The organism is Pseudoalteromonas sp. T1lg22 (assembly GCF_002964645.1).
Taxonomy (GTDB): domain Bacteria; phylum Pseudomonadota; class Gammaproteobacteria; order Enterobacterales; family Alteromonadaceae; genus Pseudoalteromonas.
Window position 1 is genome coordinate 102,244 of the sequence record NZ_PQBY01000013.1, and the last position, 20,867, is coordinate 123,110.

At 49.1% G+C, this 20,867-nt stretch carries 19 protein-coding genes; 9 read left to right on the forward strand and 10 right to left on the reverse strand.

What is annotated here, in order from left to right; translation table 11 throughout:
• Nucleotides 1-115: 115 nt before the first annotated feature.
• Entirely contained in the window at nucleotides 116-2,182 is a 2,067-nt protein-coding gene (locus C2M24_RS07535) for a TonB-dependent receptor (protein WP_105213868.1), read from the forward strand.
• A gap of 196 nt (nucleotides 2,183-2,378) precedes the next feature.
• Nucleotides 2,379-4,421, forward strand: a complete 2,043-nt coding sequence (locus tag C2M24_RS07540) for a S9 family peptidase (protein ID WP_105213870.1) — start codon at nucleotides 2,379-2,381, stop codon at nucleotides 4,419-4,421.
• 130 nt (nucleotides 4,422-4,551) lie between these two features.
• On the opposite strand, the gene C2M24_RS07545 is transcribed toward C2M24_RS07540, so the two are convergent.
• On the reverse strand, nucleotides 4,552-6,006 hold the full coding sequence (locus C2M24_RS07545) for a DEAD/DEAH box helicase (protein ID WP_105214549.1): 1,455 nt from the start codon (nucleotides 6,004-6,006) through the stop codon (nucleotides 4,552-4,554).
• A gap of 241 nt (nucleotides 6,007-6,247) precedes the next feature.
• Nucleotides 6,248-7,387: a serine hydrolase domain-containing protein gene (locus tag C2M24_RS07550; RefSeq protein WP_105213872.1), complete on the reverse strand. Its 1,140-nt coding sequence runs from the start codon at nucleotides 7,385-7,387 to the stop codon at nucleotides 6,248-6,250.
• Between the two features lie 357 nt (nucleotides 7,388-7,744).
• On the opposite strand from C2M24_RS07550, the gene C2M24_RS07555 reads away from it, so the two are divergent.
• A complete protein-coding gene (locus tag C2M24_RS07555) occupies nucleotides 7,745-8,152 on the forward strand; it encodes a hypothetical protein (RefSeq protein ID WP_105213874.1) in 408 nt (135 codons plus the stop codon).
• Between the two features lie 204 nt (nucleotides 8,153-8,356).
• Here the strand turns inward: C2M24_RS07555 and C2M24_RS07560 are convergent, their stop codons facing one another.
• From C2M24_RS07560 to C2M24_RS07585, 6 genes are all read right to left on the reverse strand, one after another.
• A complete protein-coding gene (locus C2M24_RS07560; protein WP_105213876.1) occupies nucleotides 8,357-9,385 on the reverse strand; it encodes an energy transducer TonB in 1,029 nt (342 codons plus the stop codon).
• Between the two features lie 303 nt (nucleotides 9,386-9,688).
• Nucleotides 9,689-9,922: a MerR family transcriptional regulator gene (locus tag C2M24_RS16150; RefSeq protein WP_233999519.1), complete on the reverse strand. Its 234-nt coding sequence runs from the start codon at nucleotides 9,920-9,922 to the stop codon at nucleotides 9,689-9,691.
• A 319-nt stretch (nucleotides 9,923-10,241) separates the two neighbouring features.
• Nucleotides 10,242-10,682, reverse strand: a complete 441-nt coding sequence (locus C2M24_RS07570) for a DUF2846 domain-containing protein (protein ID WP_158677971.1) — start codon at nucleotides 10,680-10,682, stop codon at nucleotides 10,242-10,244.
• A 36-nt stretch (nucleotides 10,683-10,718) separates the two neighbouring features.
• Nucleotides 10,719-11,111: a hypothetical protein gene (locus C2M24_RS07575; protein ID WP_105213890.1), complete on the reverse strand. Its 393-nt coding sequence runs from the start codon at nucleotides 11,109-11,111 to the stop codon at nucleotides 10,719-10,721.
• A gap of 120 nt (nucleotides 11,112-11,231) precedes the next feature.
• Nucleotides 11,232-11,666: a hypothetical protein gene (locus C2M24_RS07580; RefSeq protein ID WP_158683716.1), complete on the reverse strand. Its 435-nt coding sequence runs from the start codon at nucleotides 11,664-11,666 to the stop codon at nucleotides 11,232-11,234.
• A gap of 55 nt (nucleotides 11,667-11,721) precedes the next feature.
• The gene (locus C2M24_RS07585) at nucleotides 11,722-12,576 is read right to left on the reverse strand and encodes a hypothetical protein (protein WP_158683717.1); all 855 of its coding nucleotides are present in this window, start codon (nucleotides 12,574-12,576) and stop codon (nucleotides 11,722-11,724) included.
• Between the two features lie 537 nt (nucleotides 12,577-13,113).
• Between C2M24_RS07585 and C2M24_RS07590 the strand changes: the two genes are divergently transcribed.
• The gene (locus C2M24_RS07590; RefSeq protein ID WP_105213904.1) at nucleotides 13,114-14,037 is read left to right on the forward strand and encodes an SDR family oxidoreductase; all 924 of its coding nucleotides are present in this window, start codon (nucleotides 13,114-13,116) and stop codon (nucleotides 14,035-14,037) included.
• A gap of 10 nt (nucleotides 14,038-14,047) precedes the next feature.
• Here the strand turns inward: C2M24_RS07590 and C2M24_RS07595 are convergent, their stop codons facing one another.
• The gene (locus C2M24_RS07595; RefSeq protein ID WP_105213906.1) at nucleotides 14,048-14,974 is read right to left on the reverse strand and encodes a LysR family transcriptional regulator; all 927 of its coding nucleotides are present in this window, start codon (nucleotides 14,972-14,974) and stop codon (nucleotides 14,048-14,050) included.
• A 138-nt stretch (nucleotides 14,975-15,112) separates the two neighbouring features.
• On the opposite strand from C2M24_RS07595, the gene C2M24_RS07600 reads away from it, so the two are divergent.
• From C2M24_RS07600 to C2M24_RS07620, 5 genes are all read left to right on the forward strand, one after another.
• Complete coding sequence (locus C2M24_RS07600; RefSeq protein WP_105213908.1) at nucleotides 15,113-16,180, forward strand: PepSY-associated TM helix domain-containing protein; 1,068 nt, start codon at nucleotides 15,113-15,115, stop codon at nucleotides 16,178-16,180.
• Nucleotides 16,177-17,016: a DUF4198 domain-containing protein gene (locus tag C2M24_RS07605; protein ID WP_233999520.1), complete on the forward strand. Its 840-nt coding sequence runs from the start codon at nucleotides 16,177-16,179 to the stop codon at nucleotides 17,014-17,016. Before C2M24_RS07600 ends, C2M24_RS07605 begins: the two co-directional genes overlap by 4 nt.
• A gap of 173 nt (nucleotides 17,017-17,189) precedes the next feature.
• Nucleotides 17,190-17,657 carry a MarR family winged helix-turn-helix transcriptional regulator gene (locus tag C2M24_RS07610; RefSeq protein WP_105213910.1) on the forward strand — a complete coding sequence of 156 codons (468 nt, stop codon included), beginning with the start codon at nucleotides 17,190-17,192 and terminating at the stop codon, nucleotides 17,655-17,657.
• Nucleotides 17,654-18,733: an HlyD family secretion protein gene (locus C2M24_RS07615; RefSeq protein ID WP_233999521.1), complete on the forward strand. Its 1,080-nt coding sequence runs from the start codon at nucleotides 17,654-17,656 to the stop codon at nucleotides 18,731-18,733. Before C2M24_RS07610 ends, C2M24_RS07615 begins: the two co-directional genes overlap by 4 nt.
• Nucleotides 18,734-18,749: 16 nt before the next feature.
• Complete coding sequence (locus C2M24_RS07620) at nucleotides 18,750-19,775, forward strand: DUF2955 domain-containing protein (protein ID WP_105213912.1); 1,026 nt, start codon at nucleotides 18,750-18,752, stop codon at nucleotides 19,773-19,775.
• A gap of 111 nt (nucleotides 19,776-19,886) precedes the next feature.
• On the opposite strand, the gene C2M24_RS07625 is transcribed toward C2M24_RS07620, so the two are convergent.
• Nucleotides 19,887-20,777, reverse strand: a complete 891-nt coding sequence (locus tag C2M24_RS07625; RefSeq protein ID WP_105213914.1) for a LysR family transcriptional regulator — start codon at nucleotides 20,775-20,777, stop codon at nucleotides 19,887-19,889.
• Nucleotides 20,778-20,867: the final 90 nt, after the last annotated feature.

Here is a 20,867-nt window from a genome sequence, read left to right on the forward strand (position 1 = left end):
AATTGAAAGCGCTTGTCGGCTACCGGCAGGCGCTTTTTTATGCCCGCTTGACCGTATCCGCTTGAAACTACCTCAGGTAACTCAGTAACATGCAAGAAAAACCGTCTACCAAACTATGTTAAAACGCGCGCTTATTCCCTGCTTATTTGCCAGCCCTCTCTGTTTGTATGCCAGCGAAGAACCTTCGCTGTCGTCCATCGAACGCATAATCACCACCGCCTCTCGCCTCGATATCAATGACGATGCCACCACTTTGGCAATCAGTGCTGTGAGTCAGCAAGAACTGGCACTCATTGCCGCCAGTCATATAGAAAAAGCCTTACAGGGAGTGGCCGGTGCCAACTTGCAACATGGTAATGGCCAGGAATACTTGCCGGCTCTGCGCTCACCCGTGTATACCGGCGCCGGTGCTTGTGCCGCCATTTTAACTCTGGAGGACGGCATAGCGCTGCGCGCGCCCGGCTTTTGTAACGTCAACGAACTGTTCGAAGCCCATAGCGAAATGGCGCAACGTATTGAAGTACTTAAAGGCCCAGGCTCGGTTTTGTATGGCAGCAATGCCGTGCATGGGGTGATTAATGTGATCACCCAGGACCCAACCCTAGGTGGCGGTTACGGCGCCGTTGATTTGGGCTCCTACGGCTATAAGCGGGCAAAACTGCGTGCCGGCCAGGATTATGGAACGCAAGGCGTCGGCTTTAACGCCAGCGTCACTCGCGACTCGGGCTATCGCGATGACGAAAGCGTGGATCAGGAAAAGTTTAACCTGCGCCACCGCTATGATGGCGATAGCCTGACGCTGCAAAACGGCTTTAGCTACACCAACCTGAGACAACAAACTGCGGGGTATATCGAAGGTTTTGAAAGCTATAAAGACGAGGAGTTGGTGCAGCAAAACCTTAACCCCGAGGCCTTTCGCGACAATCGCGCCATGCGTTTATGGTCTAAGTTGAAGTGGCAATACAGTGAGCAAACACAGATAGCTATCACTCCCTACGCCCGCGATCAGCGCATGACCTTTCGCAAGCATTTCTTGCCCGGCAAGCCCCTTGAGCACAATGCCCAGCACGGTGTCGGCGTGCAAACCCTAATGCATCACCAGATCAATGAGCGCTGGCGCCTGCAGGGGGGACTCGATGCCGAATACACTCAGGGCAAGATGTGGCAATTCCAGGAAAGTCCAACTGATGGCTCGGCGTTTTTACAAGCCACCATACCCCAGGGTAAACAGTACGATTACGACGTCTATGCCACCGGCTATGCCCCCTTTATGGCCTTACAATATCGCCACAACGGCTGGCAGGCCAACCTGGGTGCTCGCTATGAATGGCTACGCTACGATTACCGCAACCGCATGTTAGATGGCCGCACCAAGGACGACGGCACGCCCTGCGCCATGGGTGGTTGCCGATATTCTCGCCCCAGCAGTGACATCAGCTATTTTGATGATCTCTCGCCCAAGCTGGCACTGAGCTATCGCTTTAACGCCGAGCTACTCACCTATGCCAACCTGGCCAAGGGCTATCGTGCCCCTCATACCGCCGAGCTCTATCAGCTCCAGCGTCAGCAAGACCTTGCCGAGCTCGAAAGTGAAACCTTGGATAGTCTGGAGCTGGGTGTAAAGGGGGATTACGGGCACTGGCAATTTACCCTGTCCGGTTATCTGATGTACAAGGATAATGTGATTTATCGCAACAGTGATTTCTTTAACGTCAGTCAGGGCAAAACCAAGCATAGGGGCATTGAGCTTGAGCTCGATTACCGTTTTAACAATGCCTGGAGCCTGCAATTGGCCGTGGCCAATGCCCTGCACACCTATCGCCATAATCAACCGCTGGGCGAGGTGGATATTCGCGGTAATATTATTGATACGGCGCCACGCCTTATCGCCGATAGCCGCCTCAATTGGCGGCCAAGCGATGACCTGTTAGTGTCGCTGCAGTGGCACCATCTTAGCGACTACTTTACCGATGCCGAAAATCAACACAGCTATGACGGCCATGATCTGCTTAGCCTGCGGGCCAGCTGGCAGCTTGCTAAAGGCTGGCAAGCCATAGCCCGCATAGAGAACCTGACCGATGTTGCCTATGCACAGCGCGCCGACTACACCACCTTCAGTGGCGACCGGTATTTTCCGGGCAGACCCAGAACGGCGCTGTTTACCTTGAGCTACCAGTGGTGATAACGCACACTGTCCTTTGCTCTTAAATATACCAAGCTCTGTAAATCTGGCGGCTGAGCCCGGAATTGAACCTCGCCGCCAGGCTCTGTTATTGCCAATACTTTTCATTAAAGCCTATAAAGTTCAACGTATTAAGTTGCAAATCCACCTCTGCCGCTCTACAAGTAATAGACTAGTCTTTCATTAAGGTTCGATTATGAAGCTCACCCATCTGGCCTCTGCCCTAGGCCTTGCCCTGACACTGGCTCCGAGCGCGTTTGCCAATGACGCGCACACCCTCAAACTTGAGGACGTATTTAACCTCGAATACGCCAATCAAATCGACATCAGCGATGACGGCGAGACTGTCTACTTTGTGCGTAACCGCATGGATATAAAAACCGACCGCAAGTTCAGCAATATTTGGCAGGTTGATAGCGGTTCTAAACAGCTTCAGCCCGTGACCAGCGGCGTGCATCAGGACTTTGCTCCGGTGCTTTCACCGAGCGGAGATCGCCTGGCCTTTATCTCGACCCGCGACGGCAGCCCGCAGCTCTATGTGAAATGGTTAAGCACGGGTGCGCTAAGCAAAATCAGCAATCTCACCCAAAGTCCATCGCAACCGACCTGGACGCCGGATGGTAAGTCCCTGGTGTTCAGCATGTTCGTGCCCGCCACAGCCAAAAATCCGGTCAACTTGCCGGGTAAACCCGAGGGCGCCAAGTGGGCGGACCCGGCTGTGTTTATCGATGATGTGTACTACCGCGCCGACGGCGCCGGTTACAGCAAGGCGGGCTACAACCACCTGTTTAGCATTCCCGCGGACGGTGGTAATGCCACTCAGTTAAGCTCGGGGGATTTTGACCACGGGGGTGCCCTCAGCTTTAGTGAGGATGGCAACATCTTGTATTTTTCCGCCAACCGCCACCACGAACACGACCTGAAACCCATTAACACGGAAATCTACAGCCTTGATTTAAAGAGCAAAGAGATCAACGCAATAACCGACCGTAATGGCCCGGATAGAAGCCCCAGTGTGTCTCCCAGCGGTCGCTATCTTGCCTACGTTGGTTACGACGATAAGGGCACCAACTACGAAAACGCCCAGCTCTATATTCGCGATTTAAGCAACGCCGATACCCAAAGCCTCACCGCCGATCTGGACCGCTCGGTAGAGCAAATCCAATGGGCGGACAATGGTCGCGGCCTGTACTTTAGCTATGACGATCAGGGCCAAACCACCCTGGCCTATCAGCCATTGCGCGGCAAACGTAAGGTGATCACAGAGCAAATCGGCAGTGTCTCCTTTGGCCGCCCCTACTCCGGCGGCGACTTTGACGTAAGCGCCAGCGGTGATGTGGCCTTTACCCTAGCCGACACCCAACGCCCTGCGGATGTGGCCGTAAATAAGCGCGGCAATACCCGCCGCCTGACACATTTAAACGAGGATGCCTTGGGCGCTAAAACCCTGGGTAAAGTAGAAGAGCTGTGGGTAAAATCCAAGCACGATGGTCTGGGCATTCAGGGCTGGGTGGTCTACCCGCCGGAATTTGATGCCGAAAAGCGCTACCCGCTTATTTTGGAAATCCACGGCGGCCCGGTGGCCAACTATGGCCCGCATTTTAGCGCCGAAGCCCAGCTCTTTGCCGCCAAAGGCAATGTGGTGCTGTATATGAACCCACGAGGCAGCGACTCCTACGGTAAGCAATTTGCGCAAACCATACACCACAACTACCCCAGCAATGATTTCGACGACCTGATGACAGGAGTGGATGCCCTGATCGACAAGGGCTTTATCGACACAGATAAACTCTTTGTCACCGGCGGCTCCGGCGGTGGGGTGTTAACGGCCTGGACCGTCGGCCATACCGATCGCTTCGCCGCGGCCGTGGTTGCCAAGCCGGTGATCAACTGGTTTAGCTTTGTACTCACCGCTGACTTCTATCCCTTCTTTACCGATTATTGGTTCCCGGGAAAACCTTGGGATCATATGCAGCATTATATGGAGCGTTCACCCATCAGCTATGTGGGTAAGGTAAAAACCCCGACCATGCTGCTTACCGGCGAAGCCGACTACCGCACGCCGATATCGGAAACCGAGCAGTTTTATCAGGCCCTTAAGCTGCAAGGGGTGGACACCGCCATGGTGCGTATTCCCGATGCCTCTCACGGCATCACCGCGCGCCCGTCTAACCTGATGGCCAAGGTTGCCTATATCCTGTGGTGGTTCGAAAAGCATGGCGAGAAAGACGCCGAATAATCTGACATCGGCATAAAAAAAGCGTGGCTCACCAAAGTGACCACGCTTTTTTTAACATTATCGGCTGTGTTGAGTTAGTAAAAATATGATCTGAAATGCCCTCCGATAAACACTTCAATCAATTAAGTCATTACCTGCCAGCAGGGCGTCTATTTCGAGACTGATTACTTCTTCTGCCTTGACCTTCACCCTGACCTTGTCCCTTCCCTTGGCCTTGCCCCTTCCCTGCGCCACCTTGCTTACGCTGGTTATTCGAGTTGGCAGGACGACGACGCGCTTTGTTAGCGTGGTGGGAATGACCACGTCTATCGGTTTGTTCTTTGCTTTTAGCCGGCGCATTTTGTGCGTTACTTTCTGAAGCCTGAGCTTGACCGTCAACACTCACTTTAGGTTTTTTCGGCTTCTTCGGTTTCTTTGGCTTAAGCGGTTTGAGGGTACTTTCAGGCAACTCATTCGTTGGCTCAAATCCGGCAATCACTTTTCTTGGTAACAATTGCTGAATTAGGTTTTCGATGTCGTTTAGATCTTTCGCATCATCGGCAATCACAAAAGAAATAGCCAAACCAGAAGCCCCAGCTCGGCCTGTTCGACCGATACGGTGCACATAGTCTTCTGCAATATTGGGAAGATCGTAGTTAATCACACAGGGCAATTGATCTATATCTATGCCGCGCGCGGCGATATCCGTGGCAACGAGTGCTTGTATGCTGCCGTCTTTAAACCCGGCCAAGGCCTTGGTTCGGGTGCCCTGGCTCTTATTGCCGTGAATTGCCGTCGACGGGATGCCACGGGTTTCTAAATTACGGGCGATACGGTTGGCACCGTGCTTGGTGCGGCTAAATATCAGCACCTGCTGCCAATCATTTTCTTTGATCAGATGGCTCAGCAAGGCCGTTTTACGGGATTTATCAACCGGATACACCCACTGCTCAACAGTTTTCGCCGTCGTGTTAGGTGGCACCACCGAAATCTCGAGCGGATCTGTCACTATGGTCTTGGCTAAATCACGAATTTCATCGGAAAAAGTCGCCGAGTAGAGTAAGTTCTGACGCTTTGCCGGTAATAATTTAATTATTTTACGAATATCGTGAATAAAGCCCATGTCCAGCATGCGATCGGCTTCATCCAGCACCAGCATTTCGAGCTGATTAAACTTGATGGCGTTCTGCTGATACAAATCGAGTAATCGTCCTGGTGTAGCAACCAAGATATCTGCGCCGCGGCGCAACTGCATCATCTGCGGGTTAATCTTCACACCACCGAAGACCACGGAATAACTCAGTGCTAATTGCTGACCATAGGTTGCAACACTCTCGCCGACTTGCGCCGCGAGCTCTCTGGTCGGTGTCAGCACCAGGGCGCGAACATTATTATTTTGCGCACGCTGACCTTTACTGAGTATTTCCAGCATGGGTAGGGTGAATCCAGCCGTTTTACCCGTGCCGGTTTGCGCTGCCGCCATCACATCTTTACCGGATAATACTGCGGGTATGCCTTTGGCCTGGATAGGCGATGGGTGCTTATAGCCCTGCTGTTCGACCGCTTGTAATAGCTTCGGCTGCAGGCCTAGGTCGCTGAACTGGATATTATCGTCGGATTGAATAGAAGTGGTCACTGGCGCTGATTGTTTGTTGGTCATATAAACTCGGTATGGGTGGCAAAATACGGCTGACGGTTATTTCACCAGAAAAGGTTTCGGATGCGAAGATTAAAGGACTCTGGCCACAATTACAAAGATAACCCGCACTTTTTCACTTATTTCACACCCAATAGGCACTATTGCTGCCAAATTCAATGTGCACCCCCTTCCAAACTGATGGCCAAAATTAGCTTTTTTTATGCAGTAAATGAACGCGAACGGCTTGGCGTATTTGATTATGCAGCTCGAACACTCGCTCCATATCATTGAGATTAAGGGAGATGTTTTCCAGCATCACAAGATCTAAATTAAATTCCGGGTAGTGAAGCGACATAGACATATACCCGGGTAAATACCCGGTATGGCTATATTCTCTAAGGCCGTCGTCACTGTTGAGCCTAAGGCCATAGCCATAGCTCATATTCGGCCAGAAAAACTCCATCTTGGTATGAGCGCGCGTCATTAGTTCATAGCTCTTAGGGCTGAGCAATTCGCCGGAATGTAATTTATGCGCAAACGAGGCAAATGTCGGTGCCGAGGCTATCAAGCCTCCACCCGGGAGTAATGACTCGTCGATATCTATGTTCGCGGCAATCAGGGTATCGGCTTCATCGAAGCCAACGGCAAGTGTCGTCAGGTTGCGACGAATATGCTCAATACTCCCTGTTTGGGCGTACAGCGCATTAAGCTGATTGTCCTTGGCGAATTGCGCCACCTGCTCAGCGAATGCTTGCTTGTTTACCTTTTCAAGTACCAGACCTAAAAGGGTATAACCATGGTTGGAATATTGAAACTGGCTCCCGGGTGCAAAGCGATTGGCTTTACCCAAAGCATCAACGCCAGATGTGTGGCTGAGCAGATGATGCAGGGTAATTCGCTCGTCGTATCTGTGCTGCTCAACAGCATTTTGCTTAGCGCCGTCGTTGGTTTCATCCGCAAAAAGATAACTATTGAGTGAGCGCGTTAAATCCAGCTTACCGGCATCAACCGCCCGCAATACCAAGGTGGCAGTGATTTGTTTGGAAAGGGACGCCACAACGAAACTGGAATTTTGGTCAATCCCCTCGCCTTTTTGCAGTGCTAATTGCGCCTTGCCATCTTCAAGCAAAATCACGCTGCCGCTAAATGGCTGTGATGCATCATCAATCAGCGCTTTGATGGCGGCACTTAGGGCCCTTAGATCTTGTGACTTCATTTGAGATTTCACACTCGCTTGGGCGGGCTGTAAAGGGGCTTTACTGTGTGTTGTGTCGGCCAGGCTATAGCCGCTAGGGCTAAGCAAAAACAAAGCGCTGCTCAGAAGTGTGATGGTGATAGGAAGACCCATACCTTGTCCTTAACCCAATTAGCGATAATGATGTAACCTTGTCAGGCTGATATCTTGTTTCAACCTTATGTTCATACCATGCATCCTGAATCTAGCCAGTTGAATTGTAAAGGCATTTTTAATCGGAAGTAACTGTGCGCAAACGAAAAGAGCGGCACCGGGCGTGTAAATAGGAAGCTGTGTTGCGATAAAAATCCAAGCTGGCAAAAGTGCGTATGCTTTGTTATCAATACAGGTAATACAGGATTGAAAATGCCCCTAGATAAGAGCAGGTCACTTCAATATGTGATTCACAGCAACGGCAAAGAGCGAACGCGAGCCCAGTCACTCACAGACGCTAAATAAAAGGAAGAATCTATGACGAACATAACGACAAAAGCTTTTGCTTTGTCGCTGCTTATGGCATCGACTTATGGGCAAACCGAGGACGTCGATAAGACCCTAAGGCTGGATAATACGCCGTTTAAAAACAGCGAAATCTATTGCGAGAACGACAAGGAATTGCACCCGTTTCAAAACGAGTTTGAGCTTTTAGATTATTACTCAATGAGCTCGGACGAGGGCGAGCGCCAGGTTATCGTTACCGTAGAAAACAGCTCAAGCGGCGGCCGCTCTCTTAATCACACACATTTTGTGGCCATTCTTGGTAACTGCGAGCATATCAACCCGATGAAGTTCGAACGCAAGTTTAACGGCAAAGAAATTGTCACCCTGACGCTCAACTTCGGCTTTAGTAAGTTTCCGATTTTAAAGGTAAGCAATTAGATTAGCTCTGACCGAATGTGAAATTCTCAAGATGGGATGACGGGTTATGTCGGCACAAGAGGCCATCTATGTGCTAAATTAGGTGTCTGCCCCCCCCTCAGACTGGGCTTAGTAATGTATTTATCAGGTTTTAACGCAGCCTTTTCACTAATAGGAATAGGCTGCTTTTTTTGGTCATGGCCTTTCTGTGATTAGAAGGCGAATCTACATAGATTGCTGATGCTTATCATTCCACGCATCATCACAATCGACATAAGCACCGGGCTCTTTTGGCGAAGGTACCAAATAAATAAACCTTCCCGCCTCGGGTGATTGTACTTTGCTTGATATCTCCCAATCCGCTATCTGTGATTCTAGCGCGGCTTGCATCTCCTTACTCACTTCTCTACATGTACTAAGTAATTGGGCAGAGCCATCACTATTTATCAATATCTCTGTTTTCAATTGACGATACGATATTTGTTTGAACAGTTCAGATTCCATCCCCATCGACAAATCTTCAATATTCCATGTGGCCAAAAACTCAGGAAAACTCATGATTGGCAGTTGCTCAGGGCTTGGCTGCATGGACTTGTCATTACCTTTGGCGCTCAGCGAATCAATTTCTGAACTCTGCTCACCGGCAAGTCGGATAATTTGATGATAAGTGAGACCATCAATCACGGAGATGGGTGAGTCACCTTTATTCGAACCACCCTTTTTTAACTCCAACTGAGAATAGCTTTTCACAAAGTGTTCTTTCTCGGTGTCAGTTAATACCGTGAAAATCCTTTCAAGTGATTGCTTTTTAACTACAGAGTCACTTGCAACTATGGGTGTTGAAAGTCGACTTTTTCTGAACGAGGCCATATTTTCTGACTCGGCAGTTAATACCGCATCACATTCATAAACGAAATCCGGATTGGGTGACAAGGCAAAGGATAATGAAACCTTCATACGTTCAGGAAGACGATCTGTGTTTGTTTCAGTCGGACTATAGCGCCACTGTTCCAGCGCTTTTATTGCCGCTTTGTCGAACGTTCCTTTAGGTAAGCTTTTTAGCACTTCCAGATAAGTGGGCACACCGTCACTGTTGACGAAAAACTGTACGTTCACACAGCCTTCCTGTGAGCTCTTTGCAGCTTCAATGGGGTATCTTGGCTCTACTCGTTGTTCAAGTTCCCATTGGTTCGCTAACAACCAACTGCTGTTCATCGCACATGCCATGCAAAAGATGCTAGATAACTTTTTCATACTATTCCCTGTGATTAGTTTGATTTTTATACTTTGCCTAAGCTACCCCTTAATAGCGTTCCCGTCAATTTAACTACTTAACAAGTACTTAGCCCGATTTCCCGTAACCCAAAGTGCTTTTTCTCACTTTTTTGCCACCAACCCCAGTTGTGCCAGCAGCCGCTTGGCGTTGTCTGCACAGTCCATGTCCTCGGGTTTGGATTCGATTTCAGAAAGGATATGCATTAACTGCTTTTTATTTTCGGCCAGGGTCGCCTGTAAGGCCTCTATGTCCGCTAGTTTTTGCCTAATTGCCCCAAGCAGCTAGTCGTGTTGCCAGTTTTCCAAATCAGCGGGCAGCAACTGACGCAGCTCGTCCAGGCTAAAGCCGGCCTTTTGGCCATCAACAATCAGCTTGAGCACCACTTCCGCTTCGGGAGGATAGCTGCGATACCCATTGGCCTTACGCTCAACCAACTGCAACAGGCCAATGTCCTCATAAAAGCGAATCTTGGATGCGGCCAAGCCAGTGCGTTTTGCAAGCTCACCTATTTTCATAACTGGCCCAAAAAGTTTGTAAGCACTTACATTTAAGTTTATTCATTTGCACCTTATAACGCATTGCGCCCTCCTCACACTCGTCCTATACACAGTATATCGTACACTGCTATTTGCTGTGCTTACGTCTGTAAACTCATCAAAGTTTTAGCTCGAGCTGTAGTTGGTGAACCAAGCCCTTTCACGGATGCTGGAGTGGTTTGACTGGCGGTTTTGTGCCAGAAGCGGACGGTGGTGACAAACAGCAAAACGGCACAAAATGTAGACTAAACTCGCGTGAAGCAAGAGACTACATTTTTGTGTCCGACTCTGCGCCTTGTTAGTTTTCGGAGCCAAAATCCCTACTAACAAATCTTGCTTCCTTGATTTCTTCTGAAGCTACAATGGCGTCCATTTGCTCAATTTCAAAATAGTGTATGTACGAAACAAAATCTTCTTCGTATTTCGCATGAACTTGGAGATAGTAAGTATGACCGTTCTTGAATGTAAACTTCTCGTCCTTGAAGCTCCTTTCAACGCTAACTTGATATTCACCTTCTGGAAGATACACATACATGTAACCTCCATTTGTCAGTGGTTCTGTAATTTGGTTGTTGAATGCTATTCGAGGAGACTTCCCGCTTCCTTGAAATCTTGCTTCTCGATAAATATATATCAAGGCTTCATTCGATTCAGGCTTTAAAGCTTGACTAAACTTGGGACCTGTAGCACATCCACTAACTAGTAAGGTCGTAAAAATAATTACATAGATATACTTCAAAACTTTGCCTCTCCTTATTGGTCTATACTTAACGTCCTAATCAGCCGAGCCATTGTTTGGCGTCGGTCGCTTTTGATTGTTATGTAACCGCGAAAAATATTCTACAATTTCTTTGACCGCACTGATTTTGAAACAGTAAAGTGGCTCCCAACGGAAGTTGAATGGAAACCACCACCAATTCATAGAACCTGTATAGAATATTGTTTCTTGCTTTCTAAAATTGAACCTGCATCCCTTAAACAGTGAACCAAATTTTAAACATTTAGGTTTTTTACCTTCTTTAAGAGCTTCACTGGCTTGTAAAATAGAGTCCATATTTACTTCAAGAGTAAGGTGTCCAAAACTAAAGCCTACTTTACCTATTTTTACAGAAGTAGGAGAAGAGTTGTCGATATGCTCGATTTCTATATCATCTAGGATGAACTTCATACTGACTCATTTGGTTACATAACGCCTCGTTAAGAGGCAAAAAGTTGTTGGCTAAAATTCGCGACGAAGGAGCAAAAGCCAAGCGTTTTGCGTTCTTTTTGTTTAGGTGCTTGTTATATTTCATTTCACCCAAAGTACAAAAATATAAAGAGCAAATACAAGAACCAAAGAATAAAAGGGTACTTTTTGCTTAATATAATTCCGCGCATCTCCTGGAGGTGTTAGCATTGTTAAAAGCTTGGATGTTTTAGATATTTTTTTATTACTCAAGTTTCCATTGGATGAAATAAAGCGGTACTTTTGATTTAAAAACTTACCTCCGTAATACTTCATGTCACTTTCTAGTTCTGCTCTCTCTTGAAAGATATCCTCATCTTTATTACGAACAAGCCTAGTAACCTGAAGTACAACCTTTCCATTTTCCACTTCCTTCATATAACATTCAGAAGGGTTATTTCTCTGATGTATGTATCTAAAACCACCTCTTGCGGATCTATCAGATTGAAATAAAAAAGAAAAAGTAACAGTTACGTACTTTTTCTTGAAATTTTTCAATTAAATCTACCTCTTAAACCTGTGGTGAAATATAACGCCCCAAACAGTAGTTTATCTACTGCTTTGGTTTGTTATGTTCATTATTAAGCATAAGTGCATTTTCAATTGCTTTACGCTCTCCAAATTCAACTAAGTCGCTGTAATATGAGTCGGGCCCTTTCTTTTGTGCTTCTATGAAGTCCAAAGTTTTTACTGCATTAATTCGCCACTGATTAAGGGCTTCTCTTTCCTCCATCACTTTCTTTAGTCTCGCAACATCATTAGTATCATTTTTTAGCGCTTCACGTTGTAATGCAAATCCAACCATGTTGGCAAAAAAGATAGTTCCTTTATTTTCCAATAATTTGCCTATTTTGACGCAACTGTTCCTCCAATCTAAGCTTGATTTGGATTGTTCGTTACATAAATGCATCAGTTCTTGATATGGTTGAACTACCATATTATGGGAATATATTATCGCCGCTGTATGTAAATGCGTTTTCGGATAGCCAGCTTCTTTTAGCGTTTCTAGTAATATTGAAAATCTTTTCCAGTAAAAATCGTCATACTTCTTCTTTTTCGCTGCGCTATTTAGCTCTTCATATGCAGTTAACAAATCATTCTTACGGACATGGTAGATTGCTGAGTAGATGTGAGGAAGACCGTTATCTTGGTCCATTTTTTTCAACTCTTCAATTGACTCAGTAGGATTACAAATCATTCTTTTCTCTGAGAATAAACACCTTTTAGTCGCTTGGTCAAACCAGAGAATATTGTCGAATGCTAACGTGCGTCCTTGGGTATAAAATTTTTCAAGTGCTTCTGATTGAGATAATTGACTTGCAATTAAGATGGCAACCAAAACTTTGTTTGAGCTACTGCTTTCCTTCGCGCTCGACAAATACTGCTTACTGAAGCTTTGCTCTTCCACACTGAACTCAAAGGAATGTAATCTACTCGAAAAAACAATCAAAACAAGAAAGACGTTTAGTAAGCATAGGTTTTTGAACATGACATTCCTCAAAGAAGGTTGCTATATGTGGCTTCCAGTGATACTCAGACCTGCAACAAAATACGTGAGTAAAACATCTTGAAGACATAACAATTTAATAGTGCGTAAATCACGCATATTTCTGAATGGGTTAGTTTTAACAAAGTTGATAACTACTTGCCAGCGTTATAAAAAATATATGTTGTTAACTTTTGAGCCAGATAAAAATGCGCAAATTGCTCATTTTCCTGAATATGGGGGAAAAGTGCTTCTGCTGGATATACAATCAGCTTTAATAGAAGAGGTTTAACGTCCGTTTATCGCTCAAAACGGCCCGAGAGACAAAACCATATTCACCATAAATAATCTCTCCTTTCTAGCCTCCCCATTCAATACTTTATTCATATTTATGATTGACCTTAAAGGCAGCTTTAAGGTTAGAGTGATAGCCATATTCACACAATCGCGGAGCATCTTATGCAAACCATACTCGGAGCGAGTGGGCAAATTGGCACTGAACTGGCAAAAGTCTTATACCAAGAGCATACCCATGCTCTACGCCTTGTTAGCCGCAGTCCAAGCAAGATAAACCCGACGGATGAGCTGCTCAGTGCCGACTTATTAGACGCCCAGCAAACGCATGACGCGATTGCGGGCTCCAGCATAGTGTATTTCACTGCGGGGCTGCCCATCGACTCTAATATTTGGGTGCAACAATGGCCGATTATGATGGCGAATGTCATCAAGGCCTGTGCGACTCACAGCGCTAAGCTGGTGTATTTCGACAACACCTATATGTATGAGCAAAGCAATGTGCCACAAACGGAAGACTCGCCGTTTAAACCGTATGGAGCCAAAGGACGCGTGCGGGCGCAGATCACCACCATGCTGTTAGAGGCGATGCAAAAAGGTGAAGTTAAGGCCATGATCTGCCGAGCGCCTGAGTTCTATGGGCCGGGGAAAACGCAAAGTATTACCAATGCGACCGTCTTAGATAAGTTACGCGCCAACCAAAGGGCCTTGGTGTTCTTACGTGATGATACCTTGCGTACCTTGATTTACACGCCCGATGCCAGCCGTGCCATGGCGCTGTTAGGCAACACCGAGGATGCGTACAACCAAACCTGGCACCTGCCCTGCGATGATAATCGCCTGACCTATAAAGAATTTATCGCCACCGCCGCGCGGGTGCTTGGCAAACCATGCCACTACAAGGTGCTCAAAGGCTGGCAACATGGCCTCGTAAGCCTGTTTAACAAACAGCTCAGGGAAACAAAAGAGCTGCTGCCGCGCTACACCACAGACAATATTTTTGTCTCAGACAAGTTTAAGACACGCTTTCCCGATTTTAAGGTGACTCCCTATGAGCAGGGCATTCGTACTACCTTGGCGCAAGGGTAAAGGTCTCCTTCTAGCTTGCTCCCACAAACAAGTCCGGATCATTAGACACCTGTTCAAACCAGGTGCGCAGACTGTCGATGGCGGCGCGGGTTTTGGCCGCCACCGCATCCCGGTGCGGGGTGACCGCATACACGCTGTAATGGGGTAAATGCCACTGCGGGCATAGGCGCTTGAGCTTGCCTGCGGCAAGCAAATGACGCACCTCCGGCTCTGGCAGCATGCCATAACCTATACCATCCAAGGTTAGCTGTATAACCGTCTGCATGTTATTGACCATCAATTTGGGCTCATCCAAAGAGCAGCTTTCCCCGCTGTGCTCATGGGTTAACGCCAGGGCCAAACGCTTAGAGTTGACATGGCCAATGAGGGTGTGCGCAGTCAGGGCTTGCGGGTTCTCTGAGCCTGTTTGCGCCAGCGGATGTGCACTGCTGACACAGGGGATCAGCTGCCAATCGGCCAGGTGGCGGGCAATTAATGTTGAGTCGTGTAAAGGGCCTATACAGATAGCAAGATCAACCCCTGCGGCGATAATGTCGAAGGGTTCATCGGTAAGCGTTAATTGCAGCTCAACTTTGGGAAAACGCTCCGTAAGTTGCTTAATAGGCTGGCTTAACAGGCCGCCACCAAAGCCTATGGGGGCGACTATTTTCAACCGTCCCGACGGGGTGTGCTGCAACTGTTCCAGCTGCTGCTGCGCTCGTTTGGCGGTGGCCAACAGCTGCTGCGCCGAGGCGTAATAGATTTCCCCAGCCTCGGTCAGCGTCAGTTTACGGGTATTACGATTAAACAGGCTTAAATCTATGTCCTGCTCTAACTTGGTGATCTGCTGACTCACCGCCGAGGCGGTCATATTCAGCTGTGCCGCAGCGTGACTCATATTGCCCGCATCAACCGTTTTCACAAACACCTGTAGCGCGCGCGTTATTTTAGAATTCATAATGTTAAGCGTTACTTATATCAGCTTTAAGAAAAAGCCAATTGCTCCTAAGATGGCGACATCATACCATTAAATGATAATGAATATCATTTCTTTTATTTGGACGTAAAAATTGCCACGTCGTACTGGAGTAAATACGTGACTAAACGCAGTAAGCTTTGGGATCTCAAAGCCTGGCATTGGATCAGCTCGGCGGTATGCCTTATCGGCATGTTGTTGTTCGCCATCACGGGTATCACCCTCAATCACGCCGGCAGCATTGAAAGCCAGGCGCAGGTAACGCAACTCGAAGCCCAGCTTCCCGGTGCAATTTTAACCCAGCTCGCCGCTGCCAATCAGCATGAGCAACTGCCACAAAGTTTTGCCACCTGGTATACGCGGCAAACCAAGCAAAGGTTAGCCGCCAATGCGCAAATACAGTGGAGCGACTTTGAGCTCTACGTCGCCATGCCGAATGCGGGCAGTGACCGCTGGTTTACCGTAGCTTTGGACACCGGAGAGTTTTACCAGGAAGCGACACATCGTGGCCTGGTCGCTTATTTCAACGACCTGCATAAGGGCCGCAACACCGGTATCTGGTGGAGTCTGTTTCTCGATCTCTTCTCCATTGCCTGTATCGTCTTTTCACTCACCGGATTGCTGCTGCTTAAACGCTATGCCAAGGGCCGCAAGTCAACCTGGCCCCTGGTACTGGCGGGGCTTGGCATTCCCGCTTTGGTACTGGCCATACCCGCGCACGCGGCGCAAAAAAGCCAGCTAGAGGTGGAGATCCCCAGACTGACGGTGGCCGAGTATCACCCGCCCTATGTCGCCATTTGGCTGGCCGACGAGCAAGGCAAGGCGGTGATAAACCTGGCGCATTGGTACGACACCAAAATGGCCGACCGCGAAGGCGAGAAATGGCTTAAAGATTTACGCCTATGGTGGCGTCGCAGCGGCCGCAGCCTAAGCCTACCGGTAGATGGTGTAACCGGCGCCACTCGCCGACCGGGCACGGTAACACTGGATTTAAGCCCTTTTATGACGGATATAAAAGCCCTGCCGAATGGCAATTACAGCCTGAATATTGAAGCGGCCCGTGAACTGGGTGGTCGTGAATTAGTGCAAATACCCATCGCCCTGCCCAGCGGCGAATCAATCACTCTCACCGAGCAAGGAAAGCACGAGCTCGGCACTATTACCCTAACCATGGAGCCCAAGCTGTGAAGCTAGTTAAATTATCATCCCTTATTATCTGCGCCAGCCTAAGTGCCAGCGTTTTATTCGGAAACAACGCCCACGCCCACCGCGCCTGGCTAAAACCCAACACCACAGTAGTATCCGGCGATGAGGCCTGGATCACCTTCGATGCGGCCATAGCCAATGGTATTTTCAACCCGGATCACCATGCCTACCCGCTGCAACGCCTGTCCGCAGTAGGGCCAGACGGCAAAGCGGTGGCCCTGCAAAACAGCGCCAAACTGCGCTATCGCAGCGTGTTTGACCTGCACCTGAGCAACGCCGGTACCTATCGGATATTCAACGCCAGCCGCTCCCTCATGGCGCGCTGGGTCGACGCTCAAGGACAAGAGCAAAGGTGGCCTGGACGCGGAAAAACGGGCACGGTGGAGCAATTCGCCGAGCAGGTGCCGAAAAACGCCAAGGATTTGCAAGTCAGTGAGGTAGCGCGCCGCATGGAAACCTTTGTCACCTTAGGAGCACCGAATGCCGTGGCCCTTGAGCCTACGGGGCAAGGTCTGGAACTCAACGCCCTCACCCACCCCAACGATTTATACGTGGGAGAAGCCGCCGCCATGCAGTTTCTAATGGATGGCGAAGCCGCACCGGGCACGACCATAACCCTGGTACGTCAGGATGAGCGCTATCGCGATCAACAGGTGGCTACCGAACTCAGCACCGACCAAAACGGTAAATTCACCCTGGAGTTTAGCGAGCCGGGCATGTATTGGCTCGAAGCCGAATATGAGGACAATCAAGGCAAGGCACCGGCGACCATGCGCCGCGGCAGCTATGTGGTGGTATTCGAGGTTCTTCCCCTTTAAGCAGCAATAACTGGCTATGTAAGCGGGCTTTACAGTATTCCTGAGAGCCCTTTTTTTATTTTCCTATCAAGAAGCTAGCCTTAGCACATAGATTTAAGCAGTAAACAATATTTACTTAGCATGCTAACTAAATTAAACTAATTAGCACGCTAACTAATTTGGAATTGTTGCTCATGTCCGATACCCCTTTTCATGAAACCCTGGATTTAAGCCTGTGTGGACAACTGGGTCGCGTTCACCGTATCTGCCGGCAGGCGATCACGGTGGCGGTGGAGCCTTTGGGTTTTACCCAGCCAAGGTGGACGGCCATGATGTATATCCAGCACCTAGGTGAGGGCTGTACTCAGCATGAGTTAGCGACTAATTTGGGGCTCGAAATGCCAAGCCTGACGCGCACCCTTAAGCAGTTGGAGCAAAGTGAGATTATCGAACGCCGAGTCGATAGTCAGGATAAACGTTGTCGACGCCTGTATTTTACCGAGCAAGGACACCAGCAAATGGTGCTGTTGCGCGCCCGTATTGCCGAGATTAAAACTCAGCTCTATAGGAACCTCAGCGACGAGCAACTCAACGGCCTTGCCCAAGGCCTGATCCAACTTGAAGAAAATGCCCTTAATTTAATACAGGAGGAGCAGTTGTGAGCCAGCCCCGCACCCCAGATCAACAATTTGCCCGATACGTAAAAATCGCCATCGGCTTTTTTATCCTGTGTTTTGGCTATTTTATCGTCGCCGACCTTTATATGCCGATGACCCCACAGGCCCGGGTGTACCATCAGGTAACCCAGATCACACCCCAGGTAAACGGCGATATCGTCGCGGTGGAAGTAAGTAATAACGAGCGGGTAAAAGCCGGCCAGTTGCTGATGCGTATTAATCCCCGCCCGTTTGAGTTAGCGGTGCAACAAGCCGAGTTAGCCCTGGCGCAGGTGCAATTGCAAAATCAGCAGCTCGATGCCGACATTAGCGCCCTAAACGCCGATTTAAGCGCCGCTAAGGCCAGGCTCAATGAACAGCAACGTTTACACAAGCGCAGTGCCGCCCTGCTCGTAAGCAAAGCGATTTCCGAGCAGCAAAGCGATGAAATCACCGCTAGCCTGGCCACCGCCAAGGCCCAGGTCAGTGCCATTAAAGCGAAAATCCAGGCTGCCAAAATCAAGCGTGGCGAGCACGGCGACAACAATGTTGCCTTGCAACAGGCTAAAAACGCTCTGGCCCAGGCCCAATTGAACCTAAGCTATACCCAGGTACTAGCGCCCCATGATGGCGTGATCAGCAACCTGCAGGTGACCACAGGCACCTATGCCAAGGCTGGCATGGCCATGACAGGCCTGGTTGCCAACAGCCTGGATCTGGCCGCCGATTTTCGCGAAAAGTCGCTCTACCATGTGCGTGTTGGCAAGACGGCATTGGTGAGCTTCGACGCCCTGCCCGGTCAGGTTTTTAGCGCCCATGTCAGCGAATTTTCCGCCGGATCCAGCGATGGTCAGCTTAATGCTAACGGCGCCCTGGCTCAGGTAGAAACGTCAAATCGCTGGGTACGCGACGCACAGCGCCAGCGCATCCATTTGCAACTTGAGCCGCAATCAAACGCTAAATTAACCTACTTACCAAGCGGCTCCCGCGCTACGGTGCAGATTATTCCCGACGGCGGTATTCGCGCCGCCCTCGCCAAGGTGCAAATTAAATTCGTCAGCCTGATGCACTACATCTATTGATGGACGAGGTGGAATTATGATGCTGACTGCCAACGATGTTCGACAAATGCTGCGTATCGCCAGTGGTGCGACCCTAGGTTTTACCCTGAGTAAGCTGTTCAACTGGCCTATGGGCATCTTTTTTACCGTTTACCCCATGCTGCTGCTGGGAATGGTACCTGTGATCAATGCCCATATTGCCCGCCAGTTTGTCGCCAGCGCGCTCTTTTGTGCCTTTGCAGTTCTTATGGTGCAAGGTCTGCTGGGGTTTCACCCTGTGCTCATGTCGCTGGCGGCATTTTTGGTCTTTGCCTTTTTGTTTTACCAGATGAGTCGTGGCGTGAATTTCTTATTCGGGGCGCTCAGCGTGGTGGGGTTGTCGATTCAGTGGCATTTCGCCAGTTATAGCCCTGCGGGCATAGATCTGTATGAGCTTATTTTTAGCAATGTACTGGCCGTAAGTGTCAGTTTGGGCAGCGCCTATTTGATGCACTGGTTGTTCCCGGACGTAGCGCCACGCACCTTGCCTCAGCGTCCAGCGAAAGACAATGCCAGCGTACGCCATGAAGTGCTTTTGTGTGCCAGCGTCACCACAATGTCTTTTATTACTTTTCAGGTTTTGGACTTACAAGACTCGGTATCGGCTCAGGCCGCCTCTATCCTGATCCTCCTGCCGCTGTGTTGGAAGGCGGCGGGCATGGCGGGCTGGCAGCGTATCATTGGCACCTTGATAGGCTGTAACCTGGCATTAGGGGCGCAAATTCTGCTGTTTAACTACAGCCAGATTCTATTGTTTCCGATCTTGGTGCTATGGATCTTAACCTTTGTGTTCAGTCGCTACCATGTGCTTGGCGGTGGACTGCCGGGAATTGGCTTTGGTGTGATCACCACCTTCGGTATTTTGTTCGGACAGTCACTGGCACCGGATCAGGATTTAATCTACAGCGCCCTGTATCGCTTTAGCTCGGTCTGCGTGGCCATCGCCGTCAGCCTATGCCTGGTTTATTTAATACACCATTTCCTAAACCGCTTTAGCATGACGCGCCATCATACTTATTTTTAGCCCATGTCGCGCTCAGGGTACCGACTTAGGCATCATGTATAGATCCAAGTCTGTACGCACTATTTTTCCCCTCAGCCGCAGCAGTCGTGAGCACAAATAGATGCGCCGAGTTCACGACTGCACATTGGCAAGCTGCGTTTCTAGGTGGCGCAAAAATACCTTGACCTTTTGCAAGGCAAATTGCCCTCCCGCGTAGTAAGCATAAAGCACGAGGTCTTCGGGATCTTGGTCAAGTTCCAGCGCCACTAAGGTGCCCGCCGCCAATGCGTCCGCACAGGCGTGCTTTGGCAAAATCGCCAAACCGAGACCACGTAAGGCCGCAGCCATAGCTATGTGGCCGCTGTTAACCTTGTAACTGGCATCAACCTGAGCAATGTGCCCCCCTTTAAAACGCCATGGCATGCCCTCAAGTACCGAAAAGCTGCTGATGCAAGGCAGGCGGCTTAGTTTAGCCACAGTGCTAGGTGCACAAATGCGCTGCAATAAAACAGGGGCTGCCACCACACAACTCGGCCAACGGATCATTTCCTTAGCTACCCATGCACAATCGCTGAGCCGTCCACGGCCAAAACGCAGCACCACATCAAATCCTTCAATCATCCCCTGTTGGGGGTTCAATTGGGTGTCACACTGCAGTTGTAGATGGGGGTGCTGAACACAAAAATCGGTAAATATATCGGCGAGAAACGGTAGATCTGGGCTGATGATCTTGAGCACGCCACGCAATGAATCACCATGCAGCGCCACTTCGTCAATGGCATGATCCATAGCCGCCAACAACGGAGTCAAAGACGCATACAGTTGACTGCCAGCAACGGTGGCTGTCATTTTGCGTGTGCTACGCTGTAACAAACGCATATTCAATTGCTGCTCCAACAGCGCGACATGACGGCTAACATTGGATGAGGGCAATTGTAACTGCTGTGCCGCCTGTTTAAAGCTCATTTTTTCGTACACGGCTTGAAAGCTCAGCAACCACTGTATTTCAATATTTTCGATCATCTATTAACCCATAATATGGGATTCAGATTGCATAATCCCCATATTTATCCCAAAAAAATTCTTTGCAACAATCATAACCTCAATAAGCCA